The 24,686-nt window shown below is 68.0% G+C and carries 19 protein-coding genes and 1 tRNA gene; 7 read left to right on the top strand and 13 right to left on the bottom strand.

Going from position 1 to position 24,686, the window contains the following annotated elements:
• Positions 1–79: 79 nt before the first annotated feature.
• The 4 genes from AC07V5_RS29270 to AC07V5_RS29255 form a co-directional block, all read right to left on the bottom strand.
• On the bottom strand, positions 80–1,735 hold the full coding sequence (locus AC07V5_RS29270) for a response regulator (RefSeq protein WP_495119134.1): 1,656 nt from the start codon (positions 1,733–1,735) through the stop codon (positions 80–82).
• The gene (locus AC07V5_RS29265) at positions 1,732–2,187 is read right to left on the bottom strand and encodes a response regulator (RefSeq protein WP_495119133.1); all 456 of its coding nucleotides are present in this window, start codon (positions 2,185–2,187) and stop codon (positions 1,732–1,734) included. Before AC07V5_RS29265 ends, AC07V5_RS29270 begins: the two co-directional genes overlap by 4 nt.
• A complete protein-coding gene (locus AC07V5_RS29260; RefSeq protein ID WP_495119132.1) occupies positions 2,153–3,466 on the bottom strand; it encodes a sensor histidine kinase in 1,314 nt (437 codons plus the stop codon). The genes AC07V5_RS29265 and AC07V5_RS29260 overlap by 35 nt, the downstream gene beginning before the upstream one ends.
• A 155-nt stretch (positions 3,467–3,621) precedes the next feature.
• Positions 3,622–4,650, bottom strand: a complete 1,029-nt coding sequence (locus AC07V5_RS29255) for an ABC transporter substrate-binding protein (RefSeq protein WP_495119131.1) — start codon at positions 4,648–4,650, stop codon at positions 3,622–3,624.
• 388 nt (positions 4,651–5,038) lie between these two features.
• Here AC07V5_RS29255 and AC07V5_RS29250 point away from each other — a divergent pair, with 388 nt between their 5' ends.
• The gene (locus AC07V5_RS29250) at positions 5,039–5,485 is read left to right on the top strand and encodes a hypothetical protein (RefSeq protein WP_495119130.1); all 447 of its coding nucleotides are present in this window, start codon (positions 5,039–5,041) and stop codon (positions 5,483–5,485) included.
• A 94-nt stretch (positions 5,486–5,579) separates the two neighbouring features.
• On the top strand, positions 5,580–6,350 hold the full coding sequence (locus AC07V5_RS29245; RefSeq protein ID WP_495119129.1) for an SDR family NAD(P)-dependent oxidoreductase: 771 nt from the start codon (positions 5,580–5,582) through the stop codon (positions 6,348–6,350).
• A gap of 61 nt (positions 6,351–6,411) precedes the next feature.
• Here AC07V5_RS29245 and AC07V5_RS29240 read toward each other — a convergent pair whose 3' ends face one another.
• From AC07V5_RS29240 to AC07V5_RS29210, 7 genes are all read right to left on the bottom strand, one after another.
• Positions 6,412–8,589 carry a putative bifunctional diguanylate cyclase/phosphodiesterase gene (locus tag AC07V5_RS29240; RefSeq protein ID WP_495119128.1) on the bottom strand — a complete coding sequence of 726 codons (2,178 nt, stop codon included), beginning with the start codon at positions 8,587–8,589 and terminating at the stop codon, positions 6,412–6,414.
• A gap of 128 nt (positions 8,590–8,717) precedes the next feature.
• A complete protein-coding gene (locus tag AC07V5_RS29235; protein WP_495119127.1) occupies positions 8,718–10,094 on the bottom strand; it encodes a sulfatase family protein in 1,377 nt (458 codons plus the stop codon).
• Positions 10,095–10,871 carry an energy transducer TonB gene (locus AC07V5_RS29230; protein ID WP_495119126.1) on the bottom strand — a complete coding sequence of 259 codons (777 nt, stop codon included), beginning with the start codon at positions 10,869–10,871 and terminating at the stop codon, positions 10,095–10,097.
• A gap of 9 nt (positions 10,872–10,880) precedes the next feature.
• Positions 10,881–11,339 (bottom strand): ExbD/TolR family protein, encoded by a 459-nt coding sequence (locus AC07V5_RS29225; protein WP_495119125.1) that lies wholly within the window; start codon positions 11,337–11,339, stop codon positions 10,881–10,883.
• Positions 11,336–11,758 carry an ExbD/TolR family protein gene (locus tag AC07V5_RS29220; protein WP_495119124.1) on the bottom strand — a complete coding sequence of 141 codons (423 nt, stop codon included), beginning with the start codon at positions 11,756–11,758 and terminating at the stop codon, positions 11,336–11,338. Before AC07V5_RS29220 ends, AC07V5_RS29225 begins: the two co-directional genes overlap by 4 nt.
• 10 nt (positions 11,759–11,768) lie before the next feature.
• Positions 11,769–12,560 (bottom strand): MotA/TolQ/ExbB proton channel family protein, encoded by a 792-nt coding sequence (locus AC07V5_RS29215; RefSeq protein WP_495119123.1) that lies wholly within the window; start codon positions 12,558–12,560, stop codon positions 11,769–11,771.
• 82 nt (positions 12,561–12,642) lie between these two features.
• Positions 12,643–13,770, bottom strand: coding sequence for a sigma-54 interaction domain-containing protein (locus tag AC07V5_RS29210; protein ID WP_495119122.1), 1,128 nt, complete (start codon positions 13,768–13,770; stop codon positions 12,643–12,645).
• Positions 13,771–14,119: 349 nt separating this feature from the next.
• Between AC07V5_RS29210 and AC07V5_RS29205 the strand changes: the two genes are divergently transcribed.
• The 5 genes from AC07V5_RS29205 to AC07V5_RS29185 all read left to right on the top strand — a co-directional run bounded on the left by AC07V5_RS29205 (position 14,120) and on the right by AC07V5_RS29185 (position 23,532).
• Positions 14,120–16,219, top strand: coding sequence for a hypothetical protein (locus tag AC07V5_RS29205; RefSeq protein WP_495119121.1), 2,100 nt, complete (start codon positions 14,120–14,122; stop codon positions 16,217–16,219).
• Positions 16,220–16,257: 38 nt separating this feature from the next.
• A complete protein-coding gene (locus AC07V5_RS29200) occupies positions 16,258–17,481 on the top strand; it encodes a patatin-like phospholipase family protein (protein WP_495119120.1) in 1,224 nt (407 codons plus the stop codon).
• Positions 17,478–20,492, top strand: coding sequence for a TIR domain-containing protein (locus AC07V5_RS29195; RefSeq protein WP_495119119.1), 3,015 nt, complete (start codon positions 17,478–17,480; stop codon positions 20,490–20,492). Before AC07V5_RS29200 ends, AC07V5_RS29195 begins: the two co-directional genes overlap by 4 nt.
• Before the next feature lie 101 nt (positions 20,493–20,593).
• A complete protein-coding gene (locus AC07V5_RS29190) occupies positions 20,594–22,618 on the top strand; it encodes a TRAFs-binding domain-containing protein (RefSeq protein WP_495119118.1) in 2,025 nt (674 codons plus the stop codon).
• Positions 22,618–23,532: a TIR domain-containing protein gene (locus AC07V5_RS29185; RefSeq protein WP_495119117.1), complete on the top strand. Its 915-nt coding sequence runs from the start codon at positions 22,618–22,620 to the stop codon at positions 23,530–23,532. Before AC07V5_RS29190 ends, AC07V5_RS29185 begins: the two co-directional genes overlap by 1 nt.
• A gap of 28 nt (positions 23,533–23,560) precedes the next feature.
• On the opposite strand, the gene AC07V5_RS29180 is transcribed toward AC07V5_RS29185, so the two are convergent.
• Both AC07V5_RS29180 and hrcA read right to left on the bottom strand, forming a co-directional pair.
• Positions 23,561–23,637, bottom strand: a tRNA-Ile gene (locus AC07V5_RS29180).
• Between the two features lie 24 nt (positions 23,638–23,661).
• The gene (gene hrcA / locus AC07V5_RS29175; RefSeq protein ID WP_495119116.1) at positions 23,662–24,669 is read right to left on the bottom strand and encodes a heat-inducible transcriptional repressor HrcA; all 1,008 of its coding nucleotides are present in this window, start codon (positions 24,667–24,669) and stop codon (positions 23,662–23,664) included.
• Positions 24,670–24,686 lie beyond the last annotated feature (17 nt).

Raw genomic sequence — 24,686 nt, 5'->3', positions numbered from 1 at the left:
GCGGCCGTGCCCTCAACTCGCCGAACGTCGGCGCAGGCCAACGGCTCGGCCCGCCTGCGCCCGACCCGCGGGGCAATACTCATCTGGCAGAGGCCAGGAGCCGCCCGACCAGGGCGGTGAGGTCACGGAACGTGTCTTCCTTTTCAAGCACGGCGCGCACACCTGCGGCCGTTGCTTGTTCGCGCAACTCGTCAGTGATCAGGCCCGAGCTGATGACCACCGGCAACCCGGGGCGGGTGGAGGCAATCTCGCGTGCGACATCAAGGCCCGAGCGGCCAGGCATGTTGTAGTCGGTCACGAACAGATCCACCGCATCGGGCGCGCCGCTGATGGCTGCAAGCGCCGCGGCTACCTCGGTGAAGCCGCTGCAGCGATAGCCGGCGCGCTCCAGAAGGCGCACGACAACCAGCATGACCGTCTCGTCGTCGTCGAGATAGATCACGTGTTCGCCGTGCCCGCGGGACGGCGCATCCGACAGGCGCTCGACGTTCATCGCCGGCAGCGGTGGGTTGACTGCGGGCAGGTAGAGGTGGAAGGTGCTGCCCTGGCCAGGAATGCTGTTCACGGCAATGCCGCCCTGGTGAGCCACGACGATGCCATGGACGACCGCCAGGCCCAGGCCCGTACCCTGACCGGTCGGCTTGGTCGTAAAGAAGGGCTCGAAGATCCGCTCGCGCGTCGCGGCGTCCATGCCCCGGCCCGTATCACTCACCCACAGATGGGCATAGGGGCCGGCGACCAGGCCGGACAGGGCTCTGGCAGTGGCTGAGTCCAGATGCACCGCCTCAAGGCCGATGACGATCTTGCCGACACCGCCACCCAGCGCATGCCAGGCATTCGTGCTCAGATTCATCACCACCTGCTGGAGCTGGGTGGCGTCGCCATCGACGTGGAGGGGCTCATCGCTCAGGCGCAATTCGAGCTCAACCCCTGCCGGCAGGGTCACGCGCAGCAGGCCATAGGTCTCATCAACGATCGGCCGCAGCGCGACGTTGCGCAATTGCTGTGGCTGGCGGCGGCTGAAGGTCAGGATCTGGCGGACGAGATCACGCGCACGCAGGCCGGCCTTCTGGATTTCACCAAGCATCGTCAGCACCGGATGGCCGTCATCGACTTCACCCCGCGCGAGCTCGACGTTGCCGAGGATCGCGCCAAGGATGTTGTTGAAGTCGTGGGCGATGCCGCCCGCCAGCGTCCCGAGGGACTCCATCTTCTGAGCCTCGCCCAGCTGCGCCTCGAAGCGCCTCAGCTCGGCCTCCGCCTCTCGATGAGCGGCTCGGCGAGCGGCTTGCACGAGCTCACGCTCGAGCACCGGCGCCAACCGGCTCATGTTGTCCTTCATCACGTAGTCGTTGGCGCCGGCCTTCATCGCGACCACGGCCGTTTCCTCACCGATCGTGCCGGAGACGAAGATGAAGGGAATGTCCAGACCGCTGGCGCGGAACGTGGTGAGCGCTTCCAGGCCACTGAAGCCCGGCATGCTGAAGTCGGAGATCACCGCATCCCATGGGCCCTGGACAAGGGCCGATTGCAGCGCAGCCAGATCCTGCACCCGATGGAATTCAGGCGCGAAGCCGGCGCGCCGCAGCAGGCGCATCGCCAGGCGTGCGTCGTTCTCCGAGTCCTCGACGGCAAGAACCTTGATCGGCCGTGCGTCCACGGGGGCACCCTTCACGCTGCGCGCCGTCCCGCCAGGCGGGAGCTGAGTGCCTTCGGGCGGCTGGGCGGCGCTCATGACGAGACCGGCCGCGGCGGCAATTGGTTGAGCGCGAGCCAGTAGATGCCGAGCACCTTGACCGCCTCGACGAACTCGGTGAAATCAACAGGCTTGCGAACATAGCTGTTGGCGCCGAGCTTGTAGCCCGAAACGATGTCCTGCTCTTCCTTCGAAGAGGTCAGGATCACGGCGGGAAGCAGCGCCGTGCGGGGGTCGGCGCGCAGCGCCTTGAGCACGCCAAGCCCATCCAGTCTGGGCAGCTTCAAATCGAGAATGACCAGCGTTGGCAGCGGCGCACCCGCACGATCGGCATAGGCCCCGCGCGCGAATACGAAATCGAGCGCTTCCACGCCGTCGCGGGCGACGGCCAGCGGATTCATCAGATGGCTGCGCTTGAACGCACGCAGCGTCAGCGCGACATCGTCCGGGTTGTCCTCAACCAGCAGGATGACCTTGCTCTCGTTGTTCATCGGTTCGCTCCAGGAAACGGAAGAAGAAGCTGGCCCCGCCACCGAGACTGGCCTGCGCCCACAGCGGCCAGCCATGGCGGCGCAGCACGCGCTGAACGATCGCCAGGCCGACGCCGGTGCCGGGGAAATCGCTTTCGTGGTGAAGGCGCTGGAACGCGCCGAACAGGCGGTCGGCGTAGGCCATGTCAAAGCCGGCACCGTTGTCGGCGACAAAGCAGACCCGCCCTCCACCCTCCTGGCGGGCGCCCACGCGAATGACGGCGTCGACGGTCTTGCCCGTGAATTTCCAGGCGTTGTCGAGCAGGTTCTGCAATGCGATGTGGATCAACTCCCGGTCGGCCTGCACCGTGATGCCCTCGTCAATCTCCCAGCCCACGCTGCGCTCGGGTTGCGTCCGGGCCAAGGTGGCCGCCATCTCGCGGGCCATGGCGCTGATATCCACCTCCTGGATTCGCAGCTCGGCCCGGGTCACGCGCGCCAGGCCGAGCAGCTCATCGATCAACCGCCCCATGCGCTGGCTGGCGGCGCGGATGCGGTGCAGGCTGTCGCGGGCCTCTTCATCGAGCTGGTCGCCATAGTCCTCGAGCAGGGCCTGCGAGAAGCCATCCATGCTGCGAAGCGGGCTGCGCAGGTCGTGCGAGACCGAGTAGCTGAACGACTCGAGCTCGTTGTTCAGCGAGACCAGTTCTCGATTGCTGAGCTCGAGCTGGCCGAATGAGTCGCGCAGCGCGCGCGTCATCGCGTCAAAGTGGCGCGCCATCTCACCGAGTTCATCGGCATTGCCTACATCCAGCTCAAACGACCAGTTGCCAGCGGCCACTTCGCGGGTGGCCTGCTCAAGCTTCGCAATCGGGAGGAGCACGTCGCGCCGGAAAATCCAGACGGCGGCCACCGTGATCAGCGCCATCAAGCCCAGCCCAGCGGCCGTCACGAAGACAACACGCCGCTGGGTCTCATCGATGCGCAGGCCCGCATCGTCGATCAGCTGCGCCGCGTCGACGAGGCTCCTTTGCTGCAGGATCAGCAGCCGGCTGGAGACCTGGACCTCGAAGCGCTGCTGGATCTCGTCGGCGACGCCACCGGCCCCTCGTACGGGGTCAACCTCACCGAACAAGCGGTGGCTGGCCTCGCCGTTCGCCCGCAACTCGGCCAGCGTCCTTACCGCGGCTTCATCGAGATGGACCGGCCGGGCGAGCAGCCCCTCAAGCCGCTGCCAGACGGCCTGCTCCTGAAGCCGCGCGCGTTCGCGACGGTTGAGCAGGTACTCGAAGGTCACCATGCGCATGTCGTTGAGCGCACTGGCAATCGCAGCGCTGTGGTGACGCTGCTCGACGGCGGCGCTGACCTGGGTGTTGGCCCAGCCGATGCTGGCAGCGATCAGCGCCATGGCGCCGAACATCAGCGCCGCAGCGAACTTGGCCTTGCTGCTGATCTTCATCGCACCACCGTCACCCGCCCCGGGCTCGCGGCCTGCAAGGCCTCAAGACTCAGATGGGACAGGAAGTTCGGCATCGGCTGCGTTGGCGCATAACCGCGCGCCATCGCCCAGCCCGCCACGTCTTCGAGCGTGACCAGCTGTGCCTGCTGCTGATCGACCTCCAGGTCCAGGGCCTGCCAGGCCGGCTCGATCGCGTCGGGGCTGAGCTTCAAGCGTGCGGCCAGGAGCGCCTTCGCCTGCAACGGGTCGGCATGCACAAAACGCTCGGCATCCAACAGTGCCAGCAGAAGCCGGCGCAAGGCTTCGCCGCGGGTTGACAGAAACTCGCTGCGGGCGACGAGCACGTAGTTCTGTACATAGGCACCGGGGGCGCTGAACGAAACGATGGTGCTGCCGAGGGCCACCTCGGCTTCGTGTCGGATCGGCTGCCAGGCCGCGATCGCATCCACGCTGCCGTCTCGCAGCGCGGACACCAGGCGAGTCGGCGGTAGATCCACCAGGATCAGCGACTGCGGCGCCAGGCGATGACGCACCATGAAGGCCCACAGGAAGTACTCACCGCTGGTACCCAGCGTGACCCCCACCCGGCGCCCCTGCAGGCCGGCTGGCGAACTGATTTCGCGGTCGCGCCGCGCAAGCACTGCCAATTCATTGGACGCGCTCGCCACCGCGGCAGCAATGCTCAGCGGCGCACCCTTGAGCAACTCGATGACGACGGGCACGTCCGCCGCGGCGGCGAGATCGGAGCCACCTCGCAAGAGCTCGGCCAACGCAGCCTTGCCATGCGTTTGCGCCAGCATCGTCACCGCCAGCCCGCGCTCATCGAAGAAGCCCCGTGCTGCCGCGATATGAAGAAGCCCAGCGTGTGGCGCCTGCGGAAGCGCGATCGAGAGCCTCTCGGTCACCGCAGGCAAGCCTGTCCGGCGCCGGCTCAGGCCAAATGACGCGGCAAGCACGGCGAGAGTGGCCAGACCTATCAGATGGCGTCGATTCAGGCTGCGGCCCGCCGGGGTCGTAGCGCTCATTTGGTCCTCCCGAACCCAACACGCCAAGGCATGAAGCCACCTGGATAACGGGTTAAGTGTGTTGTCTGAATCCGTTCGAACGAAGAGTACGGGCATGGCTTCCGTCTTGCAAGGCCTGTTGCGCGGCGTGCGGCCTAACTTGTCAAAACGGTGGCATTCGGCATTTTTCGTTGCCAAATCACGCAAATCCGGAAACGCTTGAGCCTGGAAGTCGTGAACAGCCTGCGCACGATGTGGAGGGCATGCGTCTGTGGGGCACCGCCTTCCAAGCACCCCTTCTCCTCATTGCCGCCCCGGCTCCTGGAGAGCGGCGCCGCCGCCTTCGCGGCTGGCTCCTGGGTTCGTACAGTCCGGGGTTTCGCGTCATGTCGTGCTCCTGGAGTTCCCTTTGAACACACCTGCGGCCTTCACCGTGGTTCTCGTGCTGAACACGCTCTGGTTTGGCGCCGGCTTCCAGTACTTCAGCCTCAGGCCGAACGCGGCCGCCAAGCTCCTGGTGCCACCATCCGCACGCCAGTCGCCACTCTTTCCAACGATCGCGGCGTCGGTCCGGTTTCTTGGCGGCATGAACTTCGCCTTCGCGGCGTTCGCGGTCTTGCTGCTTCTGAATGGATCGCTCTTTCCGGAGCCTGCACAGCGAGCACTGTTTGCCGGCGTCTTCTCGGTGGCGCACGCCAGTCAGTTTGTCGCCAACCTGCCGGTGGCGCTCAAAGGCGGAAGAGTCGGCGAGTCCTATTGGCCGGTGCTGTCAGGCCCGATGCTGTTCATCTTCACCGTTGACATTGCGCTCATGGTCGCGAATGCGGTGCTCGCGGCCATGTTGCTGTCGACATAACGCCTGGCCGAGGATGCGCGGCAGTCGTCCTTGACGGACGGAGTAGTCTCCCGCAGCCACGTGAGCGCCACGAGACAACCTCTGAGGACTACCAATGCCCGAAACCGCATCGCCTTTTGATCTGAGCGGTCGAGTCGCCATCGTGACAGGTGGCAACGGGGGCATTGGCCGCGCCATCGCGTTGGGCCTGGCTCGCGCGGGCGCTTCTGTTGCAGTGCTGGCGCGCAATGAAGAGAAGAATCGTCTCGTCCTCGCTGAGCTTCAGGCCATCGGCCGGCCGGCGCTTGCCATCCAACTGGATGTCATGAACCGCATGGAACTGGCGCCCGCCATTGCACAGGTCGAGCGGGAGCTCCGCGGGCTGGACATCCTGGTCAACAACGCGGGTATCGCGTCGCCAAACTACGGCGTGCTGAACGAAGCCGCCGAGAACTGGGATGCCGTGGTTGAAACCAACCTGAACGCCTGCTTCCTGTTGTCGCAAATGGCCGCCAGATCAATGGTCGGCCGCAAGAGGGGCAAGATCATCAATCTGGCCAGCATGTATTCGTTCTTCGGCTCCGGTTTTCAGCCGGCGTACAGCGCAGCGAAGGGCGCCGTCGTTCAGCTGACGAAGTCCATGGCCATCGAGCTCGCCCCTCACAACATCCAGGTCAACGCCATCGCACCGGGATGGATCGCGACGGACATGACCGCGCGGGTTCGGAGCTCGCCCATGAACGATGCAATCCTTGCGCGCACACCGGCCAACCGCTGGGGAACGCCAGACGAACTTGTTGGCGCCGCCGTCTTCCTGGCCTCCCAAGCTGCCGACTTCATCACTGGTGTCACTCTTCCAGTCGATGGCGGCTATTCGATTCGGTAAGCCAGGCTGCTGGACGTAGCTGGTTCACTCTTCTCTCTAGTAGTCCTCGCGCAGTGAGGTTCTACAAGCTCGTCGCGCCCGAAACATCGCCATCCATCAACAGATCGCCACCCAATACCGACGGCGAGAAATCAGCCGTGCCGGCGGGCTTTTGCCCGTCGGCCCAGGCCTCGAGCATCTCGGCCGCCATCGGTCGCGCCAGGAAATAGCCCTGCAGCTCGTCGCAGTGCAGCGCCAGCAGGATGTCGCGCTGCCCCTTGGTTTCCACGCCTTCGGCGACGACGCGCAGCCCGAGCTCGTGGGCCAGCTGGATGACGGCGCTGACGATCGCTCGGGCGTCGGCGCTGGTCTCGACGTCGGCGACAAAACTGCGGTCGATCTTGAGCTGGCGCGCGGGCAACTGGCGCAAATAGCTGAGGCTTGAATAGCCGGTCCCGAAATCGTCGATGGAGAGAAAAACGCCGATGCGGGCCAACTCCTCGAAGGCGCGCTGGGTGCTCTTGATGTCCTCCATCGCGACGGACTCGGTGATCTCGCAAAGCAGTTGCGAGGGCTCGACCAGGTTCCTGGAAAGGGCCGCCTCGATCCGCGCCGCGAGGTCGTCTTCGCGCAACTGATGCACCGACAGGTTGATCGCCACGCGCATGTTCAGGCCGATCTCTGCCCAGGCGTGCATCTGCCGGCAAGCCTCGTCGATGACCCAGTTGCCCAGGCTGTTGATGAGGCCGAAGCGCTCGGCAATGGGAATGAACACGGCCGGGCTCAGCAGGCCGCGCTCCGGATGATTCCAGCGCACCAGGGCTTCGACGCCGCGAATATGCCCATGCTTGCCGTCGATCTTGGGTTGGTAGTGCAGCTGCAGCTGCCCGTGCTCGATGGCATGACGCAGGTCGTTCAGCAGATTGAGCTGCTCCCGCGCGCCCTCGTCCATGTGCGCCTCGTACAGCGCATAGGTGCTGCCGCCGGCGCGTTTGGCGGTGTACATCGCGGCGTCCGCATGCATGACCAGCTTGTCGCGGTCGCCGTGGTCGGGGTAGGCGGCGATGCCGATCGATCCCGACAGGGCGACCCGCTGGCCGCCGATCTCGAGAGGCGCCGACAGCGCCGCGATCAGGCGGCAGGCGAGGCTGACGCAGTCGGCCAGGCTGCTGACGTCCTCCATCAGCAACACGAACTCGTCACCACCGATGCGCGCCACCGTGTCGGCCTCGCGTGCCGCACTGCTCAGACGCGCGGCGACCTCCTTCAGCACCGTGTCGCCGGCGGCGTGGCCGAGGGAATCGTTGACCGGCTTGAAGCCGTCGAGGTCGACAAACAGCACGGCCACCTTGCCGGCATTGCGCTCCGAGATCTGCTCCCCGGTGCGCGCGTGGCGCTGAAGCGCATGGGCCAGGCGGTCCTCGAACAGCATGCGGTTGGGCAGGCCGGTGAGCGGGTCCTGGAACGCACGCCGCCGCAACTCCTCGTTGGCCGTTTCCAGCTTCACGTTGGCAACCTTCAGCGAGCTGCGCATGCGGGCATCGAGGGTCGACGTGAACAAGGTCATCGCCAGCAGCGCAATGGACGACACGGACACCACCATGCCGAGTTGCGGGCCGGCCAGCGCATCCGCGCTCAGGCAGACTGTGCCCACCGGGAAATTCGCCGCCGCCATGCCCGTGTAGTGCATGCCGCAGATGGCGATGCCCATCACCAGCGCGGCCAGCGGCTGGAAGATGACGCCGCGCCGCTCGCCCATCTTGCGCAGCCAGAAGAAGATCAACAGCGCCGCCGCCGACGCGGCGACCGCGATCAGCGCCGATGCCACGACCAGCAGCGGATCCCAGACGATGCCGGGCGACATGTCGAGCGCGGCCATGCCGGTGTAGTGCATCGCACAGATGCCCAGCCCCATCGCGATGGCGCCCCCGGTCAGGCGGCGCCAGGTGAGCTCGCCATGGCTCGCGACATACAGCGCGATGGCCGACACGGCAACCCCGGCGACCCACGACGCCACCGTGAGCACCACGGTATAGCCCAGCGCAATCGGCAGCGAGAAGGCGAGCATGCCCACGAAGTGCATGCACCAGATGCCGGTGCCCATCGCCACCGAGCCGCCGGCCCACCAGCTGACGGCGACGCCGCGGTCGCGGGTGCGGACGCGTTTGGCGAGGTCAAGCGCGACGTAGGACGCAAAGCTGGCGATCAGCAGCGATGCGGCAACAATCCACGGGGCATAGCTGGAGGGCAGAAATTGCATGTGCTGAGTGTTCGCTTCCCGGGGCACCAGCGGGCGCCTGTGGAACTATCAAGTTCAGCGTCCCGCCACTGCAGCCAACTCTACCCCGCCAAATCGATGCAAACGACGCCCGGTGCCGTGCCCCTTGGTCAGCCTCCCGGCCGATCCGCCTGCACCTTCGGGCTGATCTTGTAGCTCCTCACGTCATCCGTGATCGGGAGCATCCCCGAACTCCACGCCACCCAGTCGGCACGCAGCTTGTTCAACCGCTCGGGTTCGCGCTCAGCCAGATTGGCGCGTTCGCGTTGGTCCTGTGCGAGGTTGAACAGGAACTCGTTGCCATTGATCTGCAGGTACTTCCAGTCGCCTTCGCGCAGCGCGCGCTGGGCGTTGGACTTGTAGCGCCAGAAGAGCTTGCGCTCCGTCGTCGCGGCCTGGCCCAAGATCTGCGGCAGCACGTTCACCCCGTCGCTTGGATAGTCGGCATGCGGCGCCCCGCCGGCCGCGGCGAGCAGCGTGGGCAGCCAGTCCATGCTGATGACGACCTGGTCGCTCACCTGCCCAGACTTCACGCGCGCGGGCCAGCGCAGCAGCGTGGGCACGCGGATGCCGCCTTCCAGCAGCTCGGACTTCTGGCCGCTGAAGGGCCAGGTGTTGGAGAAGCGCTCACCGCCGTTGTCGCTGGTGAAGACGACGAGGGTGTTCTGCGCCAGCCCTTGCGCCTCCAGCGTGGCGAGCACACGGCCCACCGCTGCGTCCAGCGCGCCGACGATCTCGCCGTACTTCTTCAGGCTGCCGCCGTCGGTGTGGTTCAACGTCTTGAGTTGTCGCGACACGGGCTCGTCGCCCGGTCCCTCCCAGGGCCAGTGCGGCGCGGTGAAGTGCAATGACAGCAGAAAGGGTTGGGCGGCGGTCTGCTTGCGCAGGAAGGCCTGGCCATGCTCGGCGATGAGGTCGGTGTAGTAGCCGGCCTTGTCGACGCGCACCTCGCCTTCGAACAAGTCCGGCGGCAGGTTGGCACCGACGCCGGCCTTGTGCGTGAAGTAGTCGACCGCGCCGCCGGTGTTGCCGAAGAACTCGTCATAGCCGCTCTTCAGCGGGCCGTACTTGGGCAAGGCGCCGAGGTGCCATTTGCCAAACAGCGCCGTGCGGTAGCCGCGCGCCTTCAGCAGCGAAGGCAGCGTGGGGTGATCGGGTGGCAGGCCGAGCTGGTCGCCGCCGACAGGTTCCTCCAGCCCGCCACGCAGCCGGTACTGATAGCGCCCGGTGATGAGGCCGAAACGCGTGGCCGAGCAGACGGCCGAGTTGGCATAGCCCTGCGTGAAGCGGATGCCCTGGGCCGCGAGCTTGTCGAGGTTGGGCGTGGCGAAATCGCGCTGGCCGTAGACGCCGAGATCGGCGTAGCCCATGTCGTCGGCCAGGATGAAGAGGATGTTGGGCGGCGTGTCTGCCGCGCGGCTGGTTGTTGGCAAGAGGGCGAGTGCACCCAGGCCTTGCAGCAGGCCGCGTCGAGAAGGAGAGCTCATTCAGGAAAAGATGACGGGGAGAGAGACCTGCACTTCATCGGCACCACCGGCCGTGCAGCGCATGCGCTTGACCGCGGCCTGGACGTACTTGTGGTACTCCTTGGGCCCGGAGGTGGGCGTGACCTCGACGACCTGGTTGCCGCGGATCTTGATCAGCGTCTGCACCGTGCCCTTGAGGCCGACGCGGTCGATGGCTTCCTCCAGCGCCGAGGCCAGCACGGCTTCGTAGCCAGGGCAGGCGAGGCTGATCTCGCGCTTGACGATGGGTGGCGCCGCGGGTGGCGCGGGAACCGCCACGGGCGCGGGCGCCGCGGCCACGACGACAGGCTCCTTGGGCGGCTGGGCCTGCACGACCTGGATGGGCGCTGGCGGCGGCGTGACGACGGGCACGATCTCGGGCGGCGGCACGTAGGACGGCGGCGGCACGACCTTCTGCACCGGCTCGATCTTCACGACCTTGGGCGGCGGGGGCGGCGGTGGAGGCGGCAGCACCTCGGGCAGCAGCGCCATCTCGATGGGCTTCTTGATGGCCTCGACGGCCTTGGACGCGAGGCCCGTGGTCAGGGCCCAGCCCAGCACGACGTGCAAGCCGACGACAACGGCGATGCCCGTGCCGCGGTTGGCGCTGGCCGGGGGCTTCAGCTGCGAGCGAAGGGGCACTGCGGCGGACAGCGCCGGCGGCGGTGGCGGCAGCTGAGGCTCCAGGCGGCGCGGCGCGGGGCGGGTGTCGTCCAGCGTCAGGCCGCCGGAGATACCGGGCGAAAGAACTGCACTCATGAATCTCTCCTACTGCTTTTCGTCGAGAAATTGCTCGCTGCCGGTCACGCCGAGCTTGCTGAGGCCGGCCGCGTGGGCCGCCGTCATGACGGCCGCGAAGCTGTCGTACTTGGCACCGGGCTGCGGGCGCACGTGCACTTCGGGCTGCACGTCCTGCCGGCCGGCGGCGTTCAGGCGCTGGCGCAGCGCCGCTTCGTCGGCCACGGCCTCGCCGTTCCACAGCACGACGTTGCCGGGCGCGATGTCCAGGCGAACCACTTCAGGCGGTACCGGCGGCGGCGCGGAGGGCGGCGCGATGGGCAGGTTGAGGTTGACGCTGTGCAGCTGGACCGGGATGGTGATGATGAGCATCACCAACAGCACCAGCATCACGTCGATCAGCGGCGTAGTGTTGATGTCGGGCACGGGCAGGGCTGACGTGATCTGGCGGCGCGCGCGGGCCGCCTTGCGCAAAGGTCCTGCACTCATAGCGAACGAGCCGGCGGTTCGGTGATGAAGCCCACCTTGGCGATGCCGGCACGCTGGGCGGCCAGCAGCACACGGCCCACGAGGGCGTAGTCGCTGCCCGCGTCACCGCGCACATGCACCTCGGGCTGGGGATGCTGTTGGGCAATGCCCTTGAGCCGCTCGAACAGGGCGTCCTTGTTGGCCACGGGCGCGTCGAACCAGTAGAGCTTGCCCTCGCGCGAGACCGTGATGACGATGTCCTTGGGCTGGCTCTCGCGCACTTGGTTGCGCTGATGCGGCAGCTCCACGGGCACCGAGAAGTTCACGACCGGGATCGTGATGAGGAAGATGATGAGCAGCACCAGCATGACGTCGACGAGCGGCGTCGTGTTGATGGACGAGACCGCCTCGTCGGCTCCTTGAGCGATCTGGATGGCCATCGTGCAGTGCTCAGGCCAGCGCTGGGCTCAGGCCAGTGGCATGCTGCGGATGCTCGGCGGCGGCGGGCTGTTCATGGCCCGAGCCCAGCAGCACGGAGTGAAGCTCGCCGGAGAAGTCGCGCACGTCGTCCAGCACCAGCGCGTTGCGGCGCAGCAGCGCGTTGTAGCCCAGCACCGCAGGCACGGCGACGAACAGGCCGATGGCCGTCATGATGAGCGCCTCGCCCACCGGGCCGGCAACCTTGTCGATGGAGGCCTGGCCGGCAACGCCGATGGCCGTCAGCGCGTGATAGATGCCCCAGACCGTACCCAGCAGGCCGACGAAGGGCGACGTGGAACCGACGGTGGCCAGCAGGCTCAAGCCGGTGGAGAGCTGGCGCTGCACGCGCTCGGTGGCACGGTGCAGGGACAAGTCCACCCAGTCGGCAAAGTCGACCTTGGCGCGCAGGCCGTGGTGGCGCTGCGTGGCCTCCAGGCTGGCCTCGGCGATGTAGCGGTAGGGGCTCTTGGGAGACAGCTTCTCGGCGCCCGCCTTGACGGTGCCGGCGTTCCAGAAGTCGCGCTGCGCGGCACGCGACTGCGCACCCAGCCTGGCCTGCTGCAACAGCTTGGTGATGATGACGTACCAGCTGCCCGCGCTCATCGCGACGAGGGTGAAGAGCACGGCCTTGGTGACGGCATCGCTCTTGTCCCAGACGGAGCCGACGCCGTAGGGGTTGTCGCCCTGGGCCTGTGCGGCCGTGGCAACGAGGAGCAGCACGAAGGGCGCGATCGCGCGGCGGGCAAAGGTGGATGAGTTCATGGGTGTGGTGGCAGAGATCTGAAGAGCTGAGTCAGTGTGCGCAGCAGCGGCATGAGTGCGGAACGAAGGTTTTCGCGTTAGCTCATGCGGCGGCATGGATACGCGCTGGGGGCGAGGGTTCGCGTGCAACCTCGTGCCCGAGCTGAGGCACGCCCAGGCGCGACGGCGGCAGCAGCCCCAGACGCTTGAGCTGGGTGCGCAGCACATTGCGCGTGATGCCCAGCAGCGCTGCCGTGTGCACCTGGTTGTGATGGCAGTGGCGGTAGGCCGCGCGAATGAGGGCGGACTCGACGCGTTCATGAAGGGCCTGCGGCGCTTCGTCGAAGAGCCGCTCGAAGACGCGCTCCAGCACGTCGTCTTCGTCGCCCACATTGCCCGTTGACGCAGGCGGCGCAAGCTGGGGCCCCGAGACGGCCCGCAGCTGCAGGTCCTCGCGGACGATGCGGCTGTCGCGGCAGATGATCAGCGCGTAGTGGATGACGTTTTCCAGCTCGCGGATGTTGCCGGGCCACGCATAGGCAAGCAATGCGTCGCGCGCGTCGCCGCTGAGGCGCACGTCGGTCAGGCCCAGCCGCCGGCTGTAGACGCCGATGAAATGCTCGGCCAGCGCCAGGATGTCACCCGGACGCTGGGCCAGGGGCGCCAACTGCAGCGTGGCGACGCTGAGGCGGTAATAGAGATCGGCGCGGAAGTGGCCCGCCGCCACGGCCTGCTCCAGCCGCACGTTGGTGGCAGCCACGAGGCGCACGCGAACATCGATGGGCTTGCGCGAACCGATGCGAACCACCTGGCGCTCCTGCAGCACGCGCAACAGCTTCACCTGCACGGACAGCGGCAGGTCACCCACCTCGTCGAGGAACAAGGTGCCGTCGGCCGCGGCCTCGAACCAACCGGCGCGCGCGCTCGTGGCCCCCGTGTAGGCACCGGCCTCGTGGCCGAAGAGCTCCGCCTCGACGAGCTGCTCGGTGAAGGCGCCGCAGTTCACCGCCAGGAAAGGGCCCCGCCGGCCGCTGCTGTTGTGGATATGGCGGGCGATCAGCTCCTTGCCGGTACCGGTCTCGCCAATGATGAGCACCGTGGCATCGCTCGCCGCCACACGCTCGGCCTGGGCCAGCAACGCACGCGAGGCCGGGTCGTCGAACACCAGCGCCTTGGCGCGGATCGACAGCACCTGGTGCTGGGAGTCGGGGAAGGTGAGCAGGCGTGTCATTGCCCGGCACTCTAGGCAGCACCCTCCAAAGAGGGAACGCCTCTTTGCGCAGATGGATATGCGCTTGGTTGTATCAAGGTTGTTGGCAACGCGCGCTACAGATACGCGTTGGCGAGGATCCGACGCAAAAACAGCTCAACGATCGGAATGCCACTGGCTTCAGTGCGCCCAACGTGTTGGCAGCGCGTTCCAGCTGGAGCCCCGACAGCCCGTCCGCGAACCCACAATTCTTAGGACGCGAATTCCGGCGTTCCGCAATAAGCTGACGTTGCCTACACGCGTCCAGGCTGGCGGACTGTTCGAGACGCTGCGCGACCGGGAACGCAAAGACCGATGAAAGGGAGGCGCCATGCGCTGCTTCGTGATCCGGGGGTTCGGCGAAAAGAAAGACAGCAAGGGCCGGGACATCGACTTTGAGCGGACGCATACAGAGCTGATCGCGCCGGCGCTTCAGGCATGCAAGATCGCCGGAGACACCACGGTGGAGGTGGTGGGCGCGGGGCAGGTCCATCAGGACATGTTCCAGCTGATCCTGCAGGCCGACCTGGTGGTGTGCGACATCACGGTGAACAACGCCAACGTGTTCTACGAGCTGGGCGTGCGCCACGCGCTGCGCAAGAAGTACACGGTGCTGATCAAGGGCAAGCCGTCGGGCGACGCGACGCCGTTCGACATCGCTGGCGCCCGTTACGTGACCTACGCGGTGGACGCGCCGGAGAAGGCGCTCCCCGATCTCATCGACGCGATCAACGCCACGCTGGCTCGCGACCGCGAGACGGACAGCCCGGTGTTCCTGATGCTGCCGCAGCTGCCTGAGGCGGACGCCACGCGCGTCACCACGGTGCCACTGAGCTTCACCGAGGAGGTGCAGCTGGCCGCGGCGCGGGGCGACAAGGGCTGGCTGCGGTTGCTGGCCGAGGACGTACGCGGCCAGCCTTTCGAGCAGGAGGCGCGTCGCCTCATTGGCCAGGGGCAGTGGCAGGCGGAGGACTACGAGGTGGCCGCGCGGACGTGGGAGCAGGTGCGCGAGGGCGACGGGCAGGATCTGCAAGCCAACCTGGCGCTGGCCAACCTGTACGAGCGGCTCTACAAGCAGGCCGGCAAAGCCGCCGACCCCGTCAACCTGGAGCGCTCCAACCAGGCGCTGGCGCGGGTGCTGGCTCGCAAGGACCTGTCGCCCGACCAGCGATCCGAAGCACGCGCGCTGCAGGGCCGCAACCTCAAGACACTGTGGCGGGCGGATTTCGCCCAGTTGGACAGCCTGGAGGCCCGTCGCCAGCGGGCCATCGACCCCCGGGCCAAGGCCTGCTACGAGGCCTACCGGGATGCCTACGACGCCGACCTGAATCACTTCTCCTCCGGGCTGGCGGCCTTGCAGATGGGGCGCATCCTGCAATCGCTGGCCTCGCACCCGCGCTTCAGGAACCTGTTCGGGGGCGATGAGGACGACACCGAAAACTATGTGCGCTCACTCGGCAAGGCGCTGACGGCGCTGACGTACGTGGTGCGCGCATCGATCAAGCGGGCCTGCGCTACCGAGCAAGGCGAGGCGTTGGTCTGGGCCCAGATCAGCGCTGCGGACCTGCTGTTCATCGACCGGGCCATCGCCCCCCCGGAGGCGGACCGTTCGGTCGTCTTGGACGCTTACCAGGGCGCAATACCGCGGGAACACGGGTTTTACTGGAATGCCGCACGCGGCCAGTTGCAGCTGTTCGAGCAACTCGGCATTGACGCCGAGACCGCGCGCTCGGTGATCGCATCCTTCGATGGCCCCGTACCGGTGCAGGCGCCCTCGCCCGCACCGAAGCGCCCGCGCCACCTCATCATCTTCAGCGGCCACAACGTGGACCGGGCAGACGCCAGCCCGCCGCGCGCGCCGCGCTTCCCCAGCACCGCGCAGGCCAGTGCCCGCGCGCGCGAGCTGATCGAGGCCGAGTTGCGGCGGCTCCAGGACACGGGCGACGAGATCACCGTGCTCGCCTCCGCTGCGCCCGGGGCCGACATCCTGGCGCTGGAGGCCTGCCAGGCCCTGGGCGTTGCCACATGGCTGTGCCTGCCGCTGGAGCGTGCCGCCGTTGCCCGCGAGGTGTTCCGCCACTACGACGACAACTGGCGCAACCGCTTCCTGGCACTGGCCGACGCGCATGAACAGCCAACGCCCCGCGTTCGCGTGATGAGCGATTCCGAGCAGCTGCCGACCTGGCTGCGCGGGCGAAAGGAAAAAGCCCCGGACGGCCGAGCAGAGCCCATGACGCCGTGGTCGCGGGGCAACCGCTGGATGCTGCACCAGGCCCAGGCCTGGGGGGCAGACCGGCGCACGCTGCTGGCGCTGTGGGACCACAACGAGGCCGACAACTCCCTCGGCGGCACTGCCGCCATGGTGCGCCTGGCCCGCGACGCCGAGTTCTTCATCCAGTACATCGACAGCCACCCGCTGACGGGCGCGTGACCGACGCAGTACCCAGCATTTCCAGCAACGGAGTTCCCATGAGCAAGACCTACCGCAGCTTTGATCAACACCGCAAGCCCGACGGCACCCCCAAGCGCATCCTGTCGCTGGACGGCGGGGGGCTGCGCGGCATGATGTCGCTGCAGGTTCTGTACCGCATCGAGAGCCTGCTGAAGGAGCGCTTCAACGACGCGGGGCTGCGGCTATCGGACTACTTCGACCTCATTGCCGGCACGTCCACCGGGGCCATCATTGCGGCGGGGTTGTCGCTGGGCATGAGCGTGGAGGAGATCGAGGGCCACTACCTGCGGCTGGGCAACAAGGTGTTCAAGCGCAGCTTCTGGCGCCGTGGCGTGCTGCAGGACTCCTACAGCGCCGAGGACGTGGCGCAGGCCCTGAAAGACGTGTTCGGCACCGGCACGCTGGCCCGCAAGGATTTCCGCACCGGGCTGCTGGTGGTGGCCAAGCGGCTGGACACGGGCAGCACCTGGGTGCTGACCAACAACCCCGACGCCCGGTATTTCAAGGCCAACCCGAAGCGCCCGGCCACCATCCCCAACGGCGAGTACCCGCTGTGGCAGGTGGTGCGCGCCAGCACCGCAGCGCCCACGTTCTTTGCGCCGGAAATGATCAGCATCCAATCCAAGGCCAGCCCTGAGCGCGAGGACCTGGACGGCTTCTTCGTGGATGGCGGCTGCAGCCCGCACAACAACCCCTCGCTGCAGGCGCTGATGGCCGTCACGATGGCGGGCTACCAGTTCAACTGGGAGGCCGGCGCGGACAAGCTGCTGATCGTGTCGGTGGGCACCGGCAAGGCCAACTCCGCCGTCAACACCCGCGGCAAGCTCGCAGGCCTGGCCGCGGGCGAAGGCGTGATGGCGCTGAAGAACCTGATGGAAGACTGCTCGGACCTGGTGGAGACCATGCTGCAGTGGGTCTCCTCGCCGGCCCGCGCCAGGGAAGGCGAACAGCCCGCACCGCCCAACCCCACCTCGCGCGAGATCGACCGCGAGATGGGGCACTGCCACCCGGCGTTCGGCAACCAGCCCCTCGTGACCTACCACCGCTACAACGCGATTTTCACCAAGGATTGGTACAAGAAGGCGCTGGGCCGCGACGTGACCAACGACTACCTGGACGACATGCAGGAGATGGACAAGCCCGGGAACATCCCGGCGCTGCGCGAGCTGGGCCAGGAGGTGGCGCGGCAGGTGCAGCCGGAGCACCTGCCCGACGCGTTCGACAAGGGCGTGCGGGTGTGACCGCCGCCGCACCCAAGCCGCGTGCCAGCATGGCGGGCGGCTGGGCGCGCTACTTCGGCTACGACATCTTCATCTCGTTCGCGCTGGGCCCGCTGCCGCGCGGCTGCCGGGCCTATGCGTCGGACCTGGCGCGGCGGCTGCGCGAGCGTGGCTTCACGGTGTTCTTCAGCGAGGACGAAGCGCCCGTGGGGGCCGAGCTGGACGGCACGCTGCGCCGGGCGCTGCGGCGCAGCCGCATCCTGGTGGTGGTGGCCAACCGCGGCACGCTGGCCGACCCGCGCTGGGTGCGCGTGGAAATCGAGGCCTACCGCGTCACGCGGCCACGCGCGGCCATCGTGCCCATCAGCGTGGATGGCGCGCTGCAGGAGCCGGCGCTGGCGGAGCTGACGCAGCCGTGGCTGCCGTTTGCCGGGCGCATCTGGATCGACGAAAGCGCGCAGGCCTGCGAGACCGGCCGTGTGAGCGACGAGGTGGTGGAGCGGCTCGTGACGGCGCCGCATGCGGTGCGCTCGGTGGTGCGGTTGCGTGCGGCAATCGCGCTCACGCTGGCCGGCTTTGCGCTGCTGGCGGCGTTTGCACTGCTGCAGCGCAATGCTGCCATCGACGAGCGCGACCGCGCTCAGCAGCGGCTGCTGTCATCGTCGGCGCAGCAGGCCTTGCTGCTGTCGCGCGACGGGCGCGCGCACGAAGGCTGGGACGCGCTGGTGGACGCGCTCGCACAGGCCCAGCCGCGCGTGGACGGGGCGCTGCCCGAGGGCTTCCTGGAGGCCGCCCTCACCGCGCTGGTGGAGAACCGGCGCGGGCCCACGCTGGCGTTCGACACGAGCGCCCCCACGCCCGCCGCCCGCGAGGAAGGCGATGTCACGCCACCCGTGTTCGCCTTCGATGCGCGCGGCGCCCGCGTGGCCGTGGCGGCGGGGTTGCAGCTGGCTGTGTGGTCCACGGCGGACGGGCGGCGCCTGGCCCAGGTGGCGCTGCCGTTGCTGGCCGAACGGCTCACGTTCGCGGCGGGCGGCGCGGTGCTGGTGGCCGAAGGGCCCGAGCCGGCGCCGCCGAAGAAGGCGGGGCAGGATGAGGAGTCCGAGCCCGTACGCGTGCCGCGCGCTGCGGCCGTGGACCTGGCCCCGGGCTCTGGGCTCGGCCATGTGACGGCGCTGCCGCTGTCGCTGTGCGAGGGCGGCATCCCCTGCATCGGCGGTGACGCCAACACCACAAAGCTGCTGCGCCTGAGCGAGTTGCCGGGCCGCGCCCGGCCGCCCGGCACAGCCTATGTGGCCGCCGCTGCGGGGCCTGTGCGCGTGTGGGGCATGTCCGGCCAGCGCTTCGTGCTGCTTTCCCGTGACGAGCCCGGCGCGCCCCGCAGCTGGCAGCTGCTGGACCGCCAGGGCGGCGGCGCGTTGGCGCTGCAGATGCGGCTGCGTGACGGAGAAGGCGACGCGAGCGCCACTGACTACAACCTGGCCCGCGACGCGCCCGTGCTGGTGGCCAGCGCGATGAACGATTCCGCCATGGCGGTGTACCGCATCGAGCCCGGGCCGGTGCTCGTGCCCACGCACCGCCTCCAGGCCCGCCAGGCCAGTGCCACGCAGGGGGTGCAGCTGGACGCGCAGGGCCGCACGCTGCGTTACCAGAACTACCGCTTCGGCACGGGCACCGGCGTGGGCGTGGGCCGCACGGTGGTGCTGGACGTGGAGAGCGGGCGCGAGACCTGGGCACGCAGCGAGGGTGAAGTGGCCTGGGGCGACACGCTGGTGGCCCTGCAGGAGGACTGGGCCGAGACCCAGGTGCTGGCGGCCGACACGGGCGCCACCTGGTTCATCGCACCGGGCCGGCCGCTGGGGTTCGATCCCACCGGCCGCATGCTGCTGATGTGGGACCGGGCCCGCAACGGCACGCCCACGCCGCCCTGGCCGCGCGTACGGCTGCTGGAGACGCTGCCCGTGCGCCAGTTCGCACGCGACCCGCGCGGCCCGGCCAGCGCTCGCAGCGCCTGCCTGCCATCGGATGAGCTGCGCTTCCTGACGCTGGCTGAGCGCGCGGACCGCCTGTGGAACCGCGACGACTGGCACCGCCAGCCCAAGGTCAAGGCGGCTGGGCCTGCGGCGTCCGCCACGCCATCGCTAGCAGCGCCGTCCAGCCAGTCGGTGCACCTGCGGGCCCGCGGTTCGAAATGGCGGCTGCTGACGGACGATGAGAGCAAGCCCGCGAAGCCCGTCGACATGGATCGTGCGCAGGTGATGCGCGCCTACCCGCTGCTCGCCGCAGAGCTGCGCCCTGGCAAGGACCTGGAGGCGCTGCTGTCGGTGTCGCCCGATGGCCGCTGGACGGGCGTCGTGACGCGGCTGGACGAAACCGATACGGCCAGCGCTGACCCCGCCTGCAAGACGGCCTGGGCGCGCTGGCGCCTGCACCGCGGGCAGGAGCCCCAGCCCGTGCGCTCAGGCTGCACGACGGGCGACCAGGCCGGGCCGGGCCAATTCCCCGAGGTGCAGTTCCTGCCCGCCGATGCCCAGGCCGGCGCGCCGCTGCTGGTTGCCGTGCCGGCCGACACCTGCCGCATCGAGCTGCTGGACCCGGAAAGCGGCCAGGTGCAAGGCACGGTGATCCCGGCGTTTGGCAACGGCCTGAATCTGGCACGCATCTCGGCGGACCTGCTGGCCGTGAGTTCCACGGACTGGTATGGCGCCACGCTCGCCTACCAGCTTCACCGCCTGGGCACGCAGGAAGCCGGCCCCGTGTTCATGATCGCGGACCGCAACGAAGGCGATGACGACAACGCCCCGGCCAAGGCGGCGCCGGCTGGGCGGGCGCTGTACCCACTGGGCGCGGCGTCGGACGCAGGCGCCACGGTCGCGGTCTCTGCCGCCTTCGACCCTGGCGGCCGCGTGCTGAGGGTGACAGGCCCGGCGGGTGCCACGTCCATCGGCGTGCCGCCCTGGGGCCAGCGCCTGCGCGAGCAGCTGAGGCAGGCCGTGCAGGCGCGCCAGGCGGCAGCGAGCGCACCGCGCTGAGCGGGCCGCCCCGTCGGCCCGCTATCCTGGGTGCCATCGATGACCAGCGGGCCAATTGGCGCATCCGGCTAGACACCGCCGCCACGCCCTCGGGAGCACCCATGTCCACACGCCCACACGCCTTCGTCGCCATGCCCTTCGGGCGCAAGCCCGGTCCCGATGGTGTCGAGGTCGACTACGACCTCGTCTACAGGAAGCTCATCGCACCCGCCATCGACGCCGCCGGGTTGACAGCCTTTCGCGCAGACCAGGAGCTGGCGGGCGGCAGCATCCTGGGCGACATGTTCGAAGAGCTGCTGATCGCCGATCTCGTCGTCGCCGACCTCTCCATTCCCAACCCCAACGTCTGGTACGAAGTCGGCGTGCGGCATGCACTGCGCTCGCGCGGCGTGGTGCTGCTGTTCGGCGGAAGGGCTCCGAGCGCCTTCGACCTCTACACCGACCGCAAGCTGCGCTACACGCTCGCCGGCGACGGCCCCGACGCCCAGACGCTGCAGGCCGACATCGACGCGCTCACCGCGATGATCAAGGCCACGATGGCGGCCTGGCACGAGCGGCGCATCAGCCCGGTCTACCAGCATCTGCCCCAGCTCCAGGAGCCGGACTGGAAATCGTTGCGAAACGCGGGCGACGTGCGGGAACTCTGGGAAGCGCATGACCGCTGGGAAGACCGGCTGACCCTCGCCCGCGAAGAGGGCCGCATCGGCGACATGCTGGTGCTGGCCGACGAAGGCCCGGTCGCCGCCTTTCGCGCCGAGTCCTGGATCAGGGCTGGCATCGCGCTGCGCAAGGCCGGGCAATTCCTGCTGGCGCTCGACTATCTGGGCAAGGGACTCGAAGTGGAGCCCGGGCACCTGAACGGGCTGCGCGAAACCGGCATCTGCCTGCAGCGGCTGGGCAGCCAGAGCGCGCCGGGGCACTCTCTGAACCGGGCTCGCCTGCATTACGAGACCATGCTCGAGGACCACCCGCGCGACGCCGACACGCTGGCCCTGCTCGGCCGAGTGGACAAGGATGCCTGGGTTGCCGCCTGGCGACGCGAGGGCAGCGACGCAGCCGCCCGACGTGCTGACGCAAGCTACGAGTATGCGCTGCTGCATGCAGCGATCCGAAGCTATGAGCGCGCCTACCGACTCAACCCGGGGCACTACTTCTCGGGCATCAACATCGTCACGTTGCTGCACCTGGCAGCCCACTTGGGCGTGGACGGCGGCGTCAGCGCACAAACCCGCGACAACATGGGCTGCGCCGTGCGCTTCGCCGCTGAAAGCGAGGCCGACGAGGCGCAGCACTACTGGGCCGCAGTGACGCTGGCCGACCTCGAGCTGCTGACCGGCACGCCGCAGGCCGTGGGGCTTGCGTACAGGGAAGCCGTCGCCCTGCCAGGTATCACCTGGTTCGATCTTCAATCCTCGCGCGCGCAATTGCAGATGCTGGCCGAACTGGAGTTCCGCCCCGAGGCGGTGGCTGCCGGGCTGGCCGTGTTCGACCGCCAACTGCAGCGCTTGCCCACGCCGCTGAAAGGCTGGCTGCCGCGCAAGGTGGTGCTGTTCAGCGGCCACATGGTGGATGCGCCCGGGCGCAAGGTGCCACGCTTCCCCGCCTCGGCCGAGCCGCTGGCGGCACAGGCGATCGCCAAGGCGCTGGAGGCCCTGGACACCGACGACCGAGACCTCGCGCTCAGCCAAGCCGCCTCGGGCGGCGACCTGCTGTTCATCGAAGCCTGCCAGCGACGCGGCATGCGTTGCCAGGTGCTGCTGCCCTTCGAGCAGCCAGAGTTCATCGAACGCTCGGTCATGCCTGCAGCCAACGGCGCAAGCTGGCGCGACCGTTTCTATGCCGCGCTCGGCGCTGCTAACACCTCGCTGCGCGAGATGCCCGTCGAACTCGGCCCGGCACCGGCCGGCAGCGACCCCTTCGAGCGCTGCAACCTCTGGCTGCTGTACAGCGCGCTTGTACACGGGGTGCAGAAGGTCAGCCTCGTTGCTCTGTGGAACGGCGCGGGAGGCGACGGCCCGGGCGGCACCGCGCACATGGTCGCGGAAGTCAAGCGGCTGACAGGGCGCGTCGCGCATCTCGACACGCGCGAACTTTTCCGCGAGTTGCTGCCGGCGGACCCACGCTGATGAACATGACCGTCACCCGCCGCGTCAACGTCATCCTGCCCATCGACCACTGGTGCAGCCCGGCGGAGAACGAGTTCAAGTGGGCCATCGTCGAGCGCATCGAGGCGCTCGGCTTCGTGACCGAGATCTTTCACGACACGCGCGGCAAGGCGAGCCTTTGCGAGGCGATGGCCTGGTCGGCCGCGAATGCGGAGTACGTGTCGCGGCGCTGCGTGGGCGTCGTCCTCATCGGCCTGCCGCGCTGGCGCTTCGACGGCCCCCGCGGCCCGGTTCGGCTGCCCACCGAGTTCACCCACTTCGAAGCCGCGCTCGCCACACAGCTCGGGCTTCCGCTGCTGGCGCTGGTGCAGGAGGACGTCGAGCGGCGCGGCGCGTTCGACAACAGCTTTCACGGCCGCGTCGGCGTCTTCCCCGTCGGCGCGGACCTCGCCTGGCTTCAGACCGGCGGCTTCACGGCGCCTTTCGACATCTGGCGACGGCAGGTCGAGGAGCGCCGCGATGTGTTCATCGGCTACTGCGGCGCCTCCACGGCGACGGCGCTCGTCATCAAGGCCCACCTGGCCAGCCTCGGCGTGACCGTGCTGGACTGGAAGACCGACTTCCAACTGGCCGGCAACATCCTGGACCAGATCGGCCTTGCCAGCGACCGTTGCAGCGCCGGCATCTTCCTCTTCACACGGGACGACGAGTTGGCTTCAACCGGCGAAGGCCACAGTGCCGTGCCGCGCGACAACGTCGTCTTCGAAGCCGGCTACTTCATCCACGCCAAGGGCAAGGATCGCGTGCTCATCGTGAAAGAGCAAGGTACCAAGATGCCAGTCGACCTGGGCGGGGACATCTATGTGGAGCTGCCGAGCGGTGGCGACATCGAGCCTGTGCTGGAGCAGCTGAGGCGGTTTGCAGCGCGGCTGTAGGCGTGCCGATGCACGGATGTGCATCAAGTGGTAGGCCGTGTTGGACTTGAACCAACGACCAAAGGATTATGAGTCCTCTGCTCTGACCAACTGAGCTAACGGCCCCCGGGAAGGAGGCGCGAATTCTAGTCAGCGTTGACTGAGTGCCTGACCGACCATGCGCGACGTGATGTCGACGATCTGGATCATGCGGTCGTAGGCCATGCGCGTGGGGCCGATGACGCCCAGCGTGCCCACCACCTGGCCGTCGACCTCGTAGGGCGCGCTGACGATGGAAAGCTCCTCGTACGGCACGACCTGGCTTTCGCCGCCGATGTAGATGCGCACACCCTCGGCGCGGCTGGACGTGTCGAGCAAGCGCATCAGCTGCGTCTTCTGCTCGAAAAGGTCGAAGAGGCGGCGCAGGCTGCCCATGTCGTGGCTGAAGTCCTGCACGGTCAGCAAATTTCGTTCGCCGGAAACGATGACTTGCTCGTCCTGCTGCGCCATGGCCTCGGTGCCGACCTGCACGGCGGCGCTCATCAGCCCGGCGATCTCACCGCGCAGCGCGTCGACCTCATGGCGCAGGCGCTCGCGCACGCCTTCGAGGGTGAGGCCCGCGTAGCCGGCGTTGAGCCGGTTGCTGGCCTCGGCAAGCTCGCCCTGGCTGAGGTCTTGCGCTGTGAAGATGACGCGGTTCTGCACGTCGCCGTCGGGCGACACGAGGATGACCAGCACGCGGCGCTCGCTAAGGCGCAGGAACTCGATGTGGTGGAAGACGCTGGGCTTCTTGGGCGACGTGACGACGCCGACGAAGCTCGACAGGTTGGACAGCATCTGCGCCGCGCTGGCGATGACGCGCTGGGGCTGGTCGGGCTGCAGCTGGGCCGTCTCCACGCCGATCAGGCCGGGCTGGGCCGTCAGCATGGTGTCGACAAAAAGGCGATAGCCACGCGCCGTCGGGATGCGGCCGGCGCTGGTGTGCGGGCTGGCGATGAGGCCGAGCTCTTCCAGATCGGCCATGACGTTGCGGATGGTCGCTGGACTCAGCTCCAGACCCGAGGCTTTGGACAGCGTGCGCGAGCCGACCGGCTGCCCGTCCGCGATATAGCGTTCGACCAGGGTTTTCAGCAGGGATTTGGAGCGCTCGTCGAGCATCTCTCCATTCTATGGAC

Source organism: Roseateles sp. GW821-FHT02E12 (assembly GCF_059421665.1).
This window is presented reverse-complemented; position numbering and strand designations above follow the sequence as displayed.

Excerpts from the sequence above, each read along its gene's own strand:
- AC07V5_RS29270 (WP_495119134.1), bottom strand. The coding sequence starts at position 1,735 with ATGAGCGCCGCCCAGCCGCCCGAAGGCACTCAGCTCCCGCCTGGCGGG.
- AC07V5_RS29265 (WP_495119133.1), bottom strand. The coding sequence starts at position 2,187 with ATGAACAACGAGAGCAAGGTCATCCTGCTGGTTGAGGACAACCCGGAC.
- AC07V5_RS29260 (WP_495119132.1), bottom strand. The coding sequence starts at position 3,466 with ATGGTGACCTTCGAGTACCTGCTCAACCGTCGCGAACGCGCGCGGCTT.
- AC07V5_RS29255 (WP_495119131.1), bottom strand. The coding sequence starts at position 4,650 with ATGAGCGCTACGACCCCGGCGGGCCGCAGCCTGAATCGACGCCATCTG.
- AC07V5_RS29245 (WP_495119129.1), top strand. The coding sequence starts at position 5,580 with ATGCCCGAAACCGCATCGCCTTTTGATCTGAGCGGTCGAGTCGCCATC.
- AC07V5_RS29240 (WP_495119128.1), bottom strand. The coding sequence starts at position 8,589 with ATGCAATTTCTGCCCTCCAGCTATGCCCCGTGGATTGTTGCCGCATCG.
- AC07V5_RS29235 (WP_495119127.1), bottom strand. The coding sequence starts at position 10,094 with ATGAGCTCTCCTTCTCGACGCGGCCTGCTGCAAGGCCTGGGTGCACTC.
- AC07V5_RS29230 (WP_495119126.1), bottom strand. The coding sequence starts at position 10,871 with ATGAGTGCAGTTCTTTCGCCCGGTATCTCCGGCGGCCTGACGCTGGAC.
- AC07V5_RS29225 (WP_495119125.1), bottom strand. The coding sequence starts at position 11,339 with ATGAGTGCAGGACCTTTGCGCAAGGCGGCCCGCGCGCGCCGCCAGATC.
- AC07V5_RS29220 (WP_495119124.1), bottom strand. The coding sequence starts at position 11,758 with ATGGCCATCCAGATCGCTCAAGGAGCCGACGAGGCGGTCTCGTCCATC.
- AC07V5_RS29215 (WP_495119123.1), bottom strand. The coding sequence starts at position 12,560 with ATGAACTCATCCACCTTTGCCCGCCGCGCGATCGCGCCCTTCGTGCTG.
- AC07V5_RS29210 (WP_495119122.1), bottom strand. The coding sequence starts at position 13,770 with ATGACACGCCTGCTCACCTTCCCCGACTCCCAGCACCAGGTGCTGTCG.
- AC07V5_RS29205 (WP_495119121.1), top strand. The coding sequence starts at position 14,120 with ATGCGCTGCTTCGTGATCCGGGGGTTCGGCGAAAAGAAAGACAGCAAG.
- AC07V5_RS29200 (WP_495119120.1), top strand. The coding sequence starts at position 16,258 with ATGAGCAAGACCTACCGCAGCTTTGATCAACACCGCAAGCCCGACGGC.
- AC07V5_RS29190 (WP_495119118.1), top strand. The coding sequence starts at position 20,594 with ATGTCCACACGCCCACACGCCTTCGTCGCCATGCCCTTCGGGCGCAAG.
- AC07V5_RS29185 (WP_495119117.1), top strand. The coding sequence starts at position 22,618 with ATGAACATGACCGTCACCCGCCGCGTCAACGTCATCCTGCCCATCGAC.
- hrcA (WP_495119116.1), bottom strand. The coding sequence starts at position 24,669 with ATGCTCGACGAGCGCTCCAAATCCCTGCTGAAAACCCTGGTCGAACGC.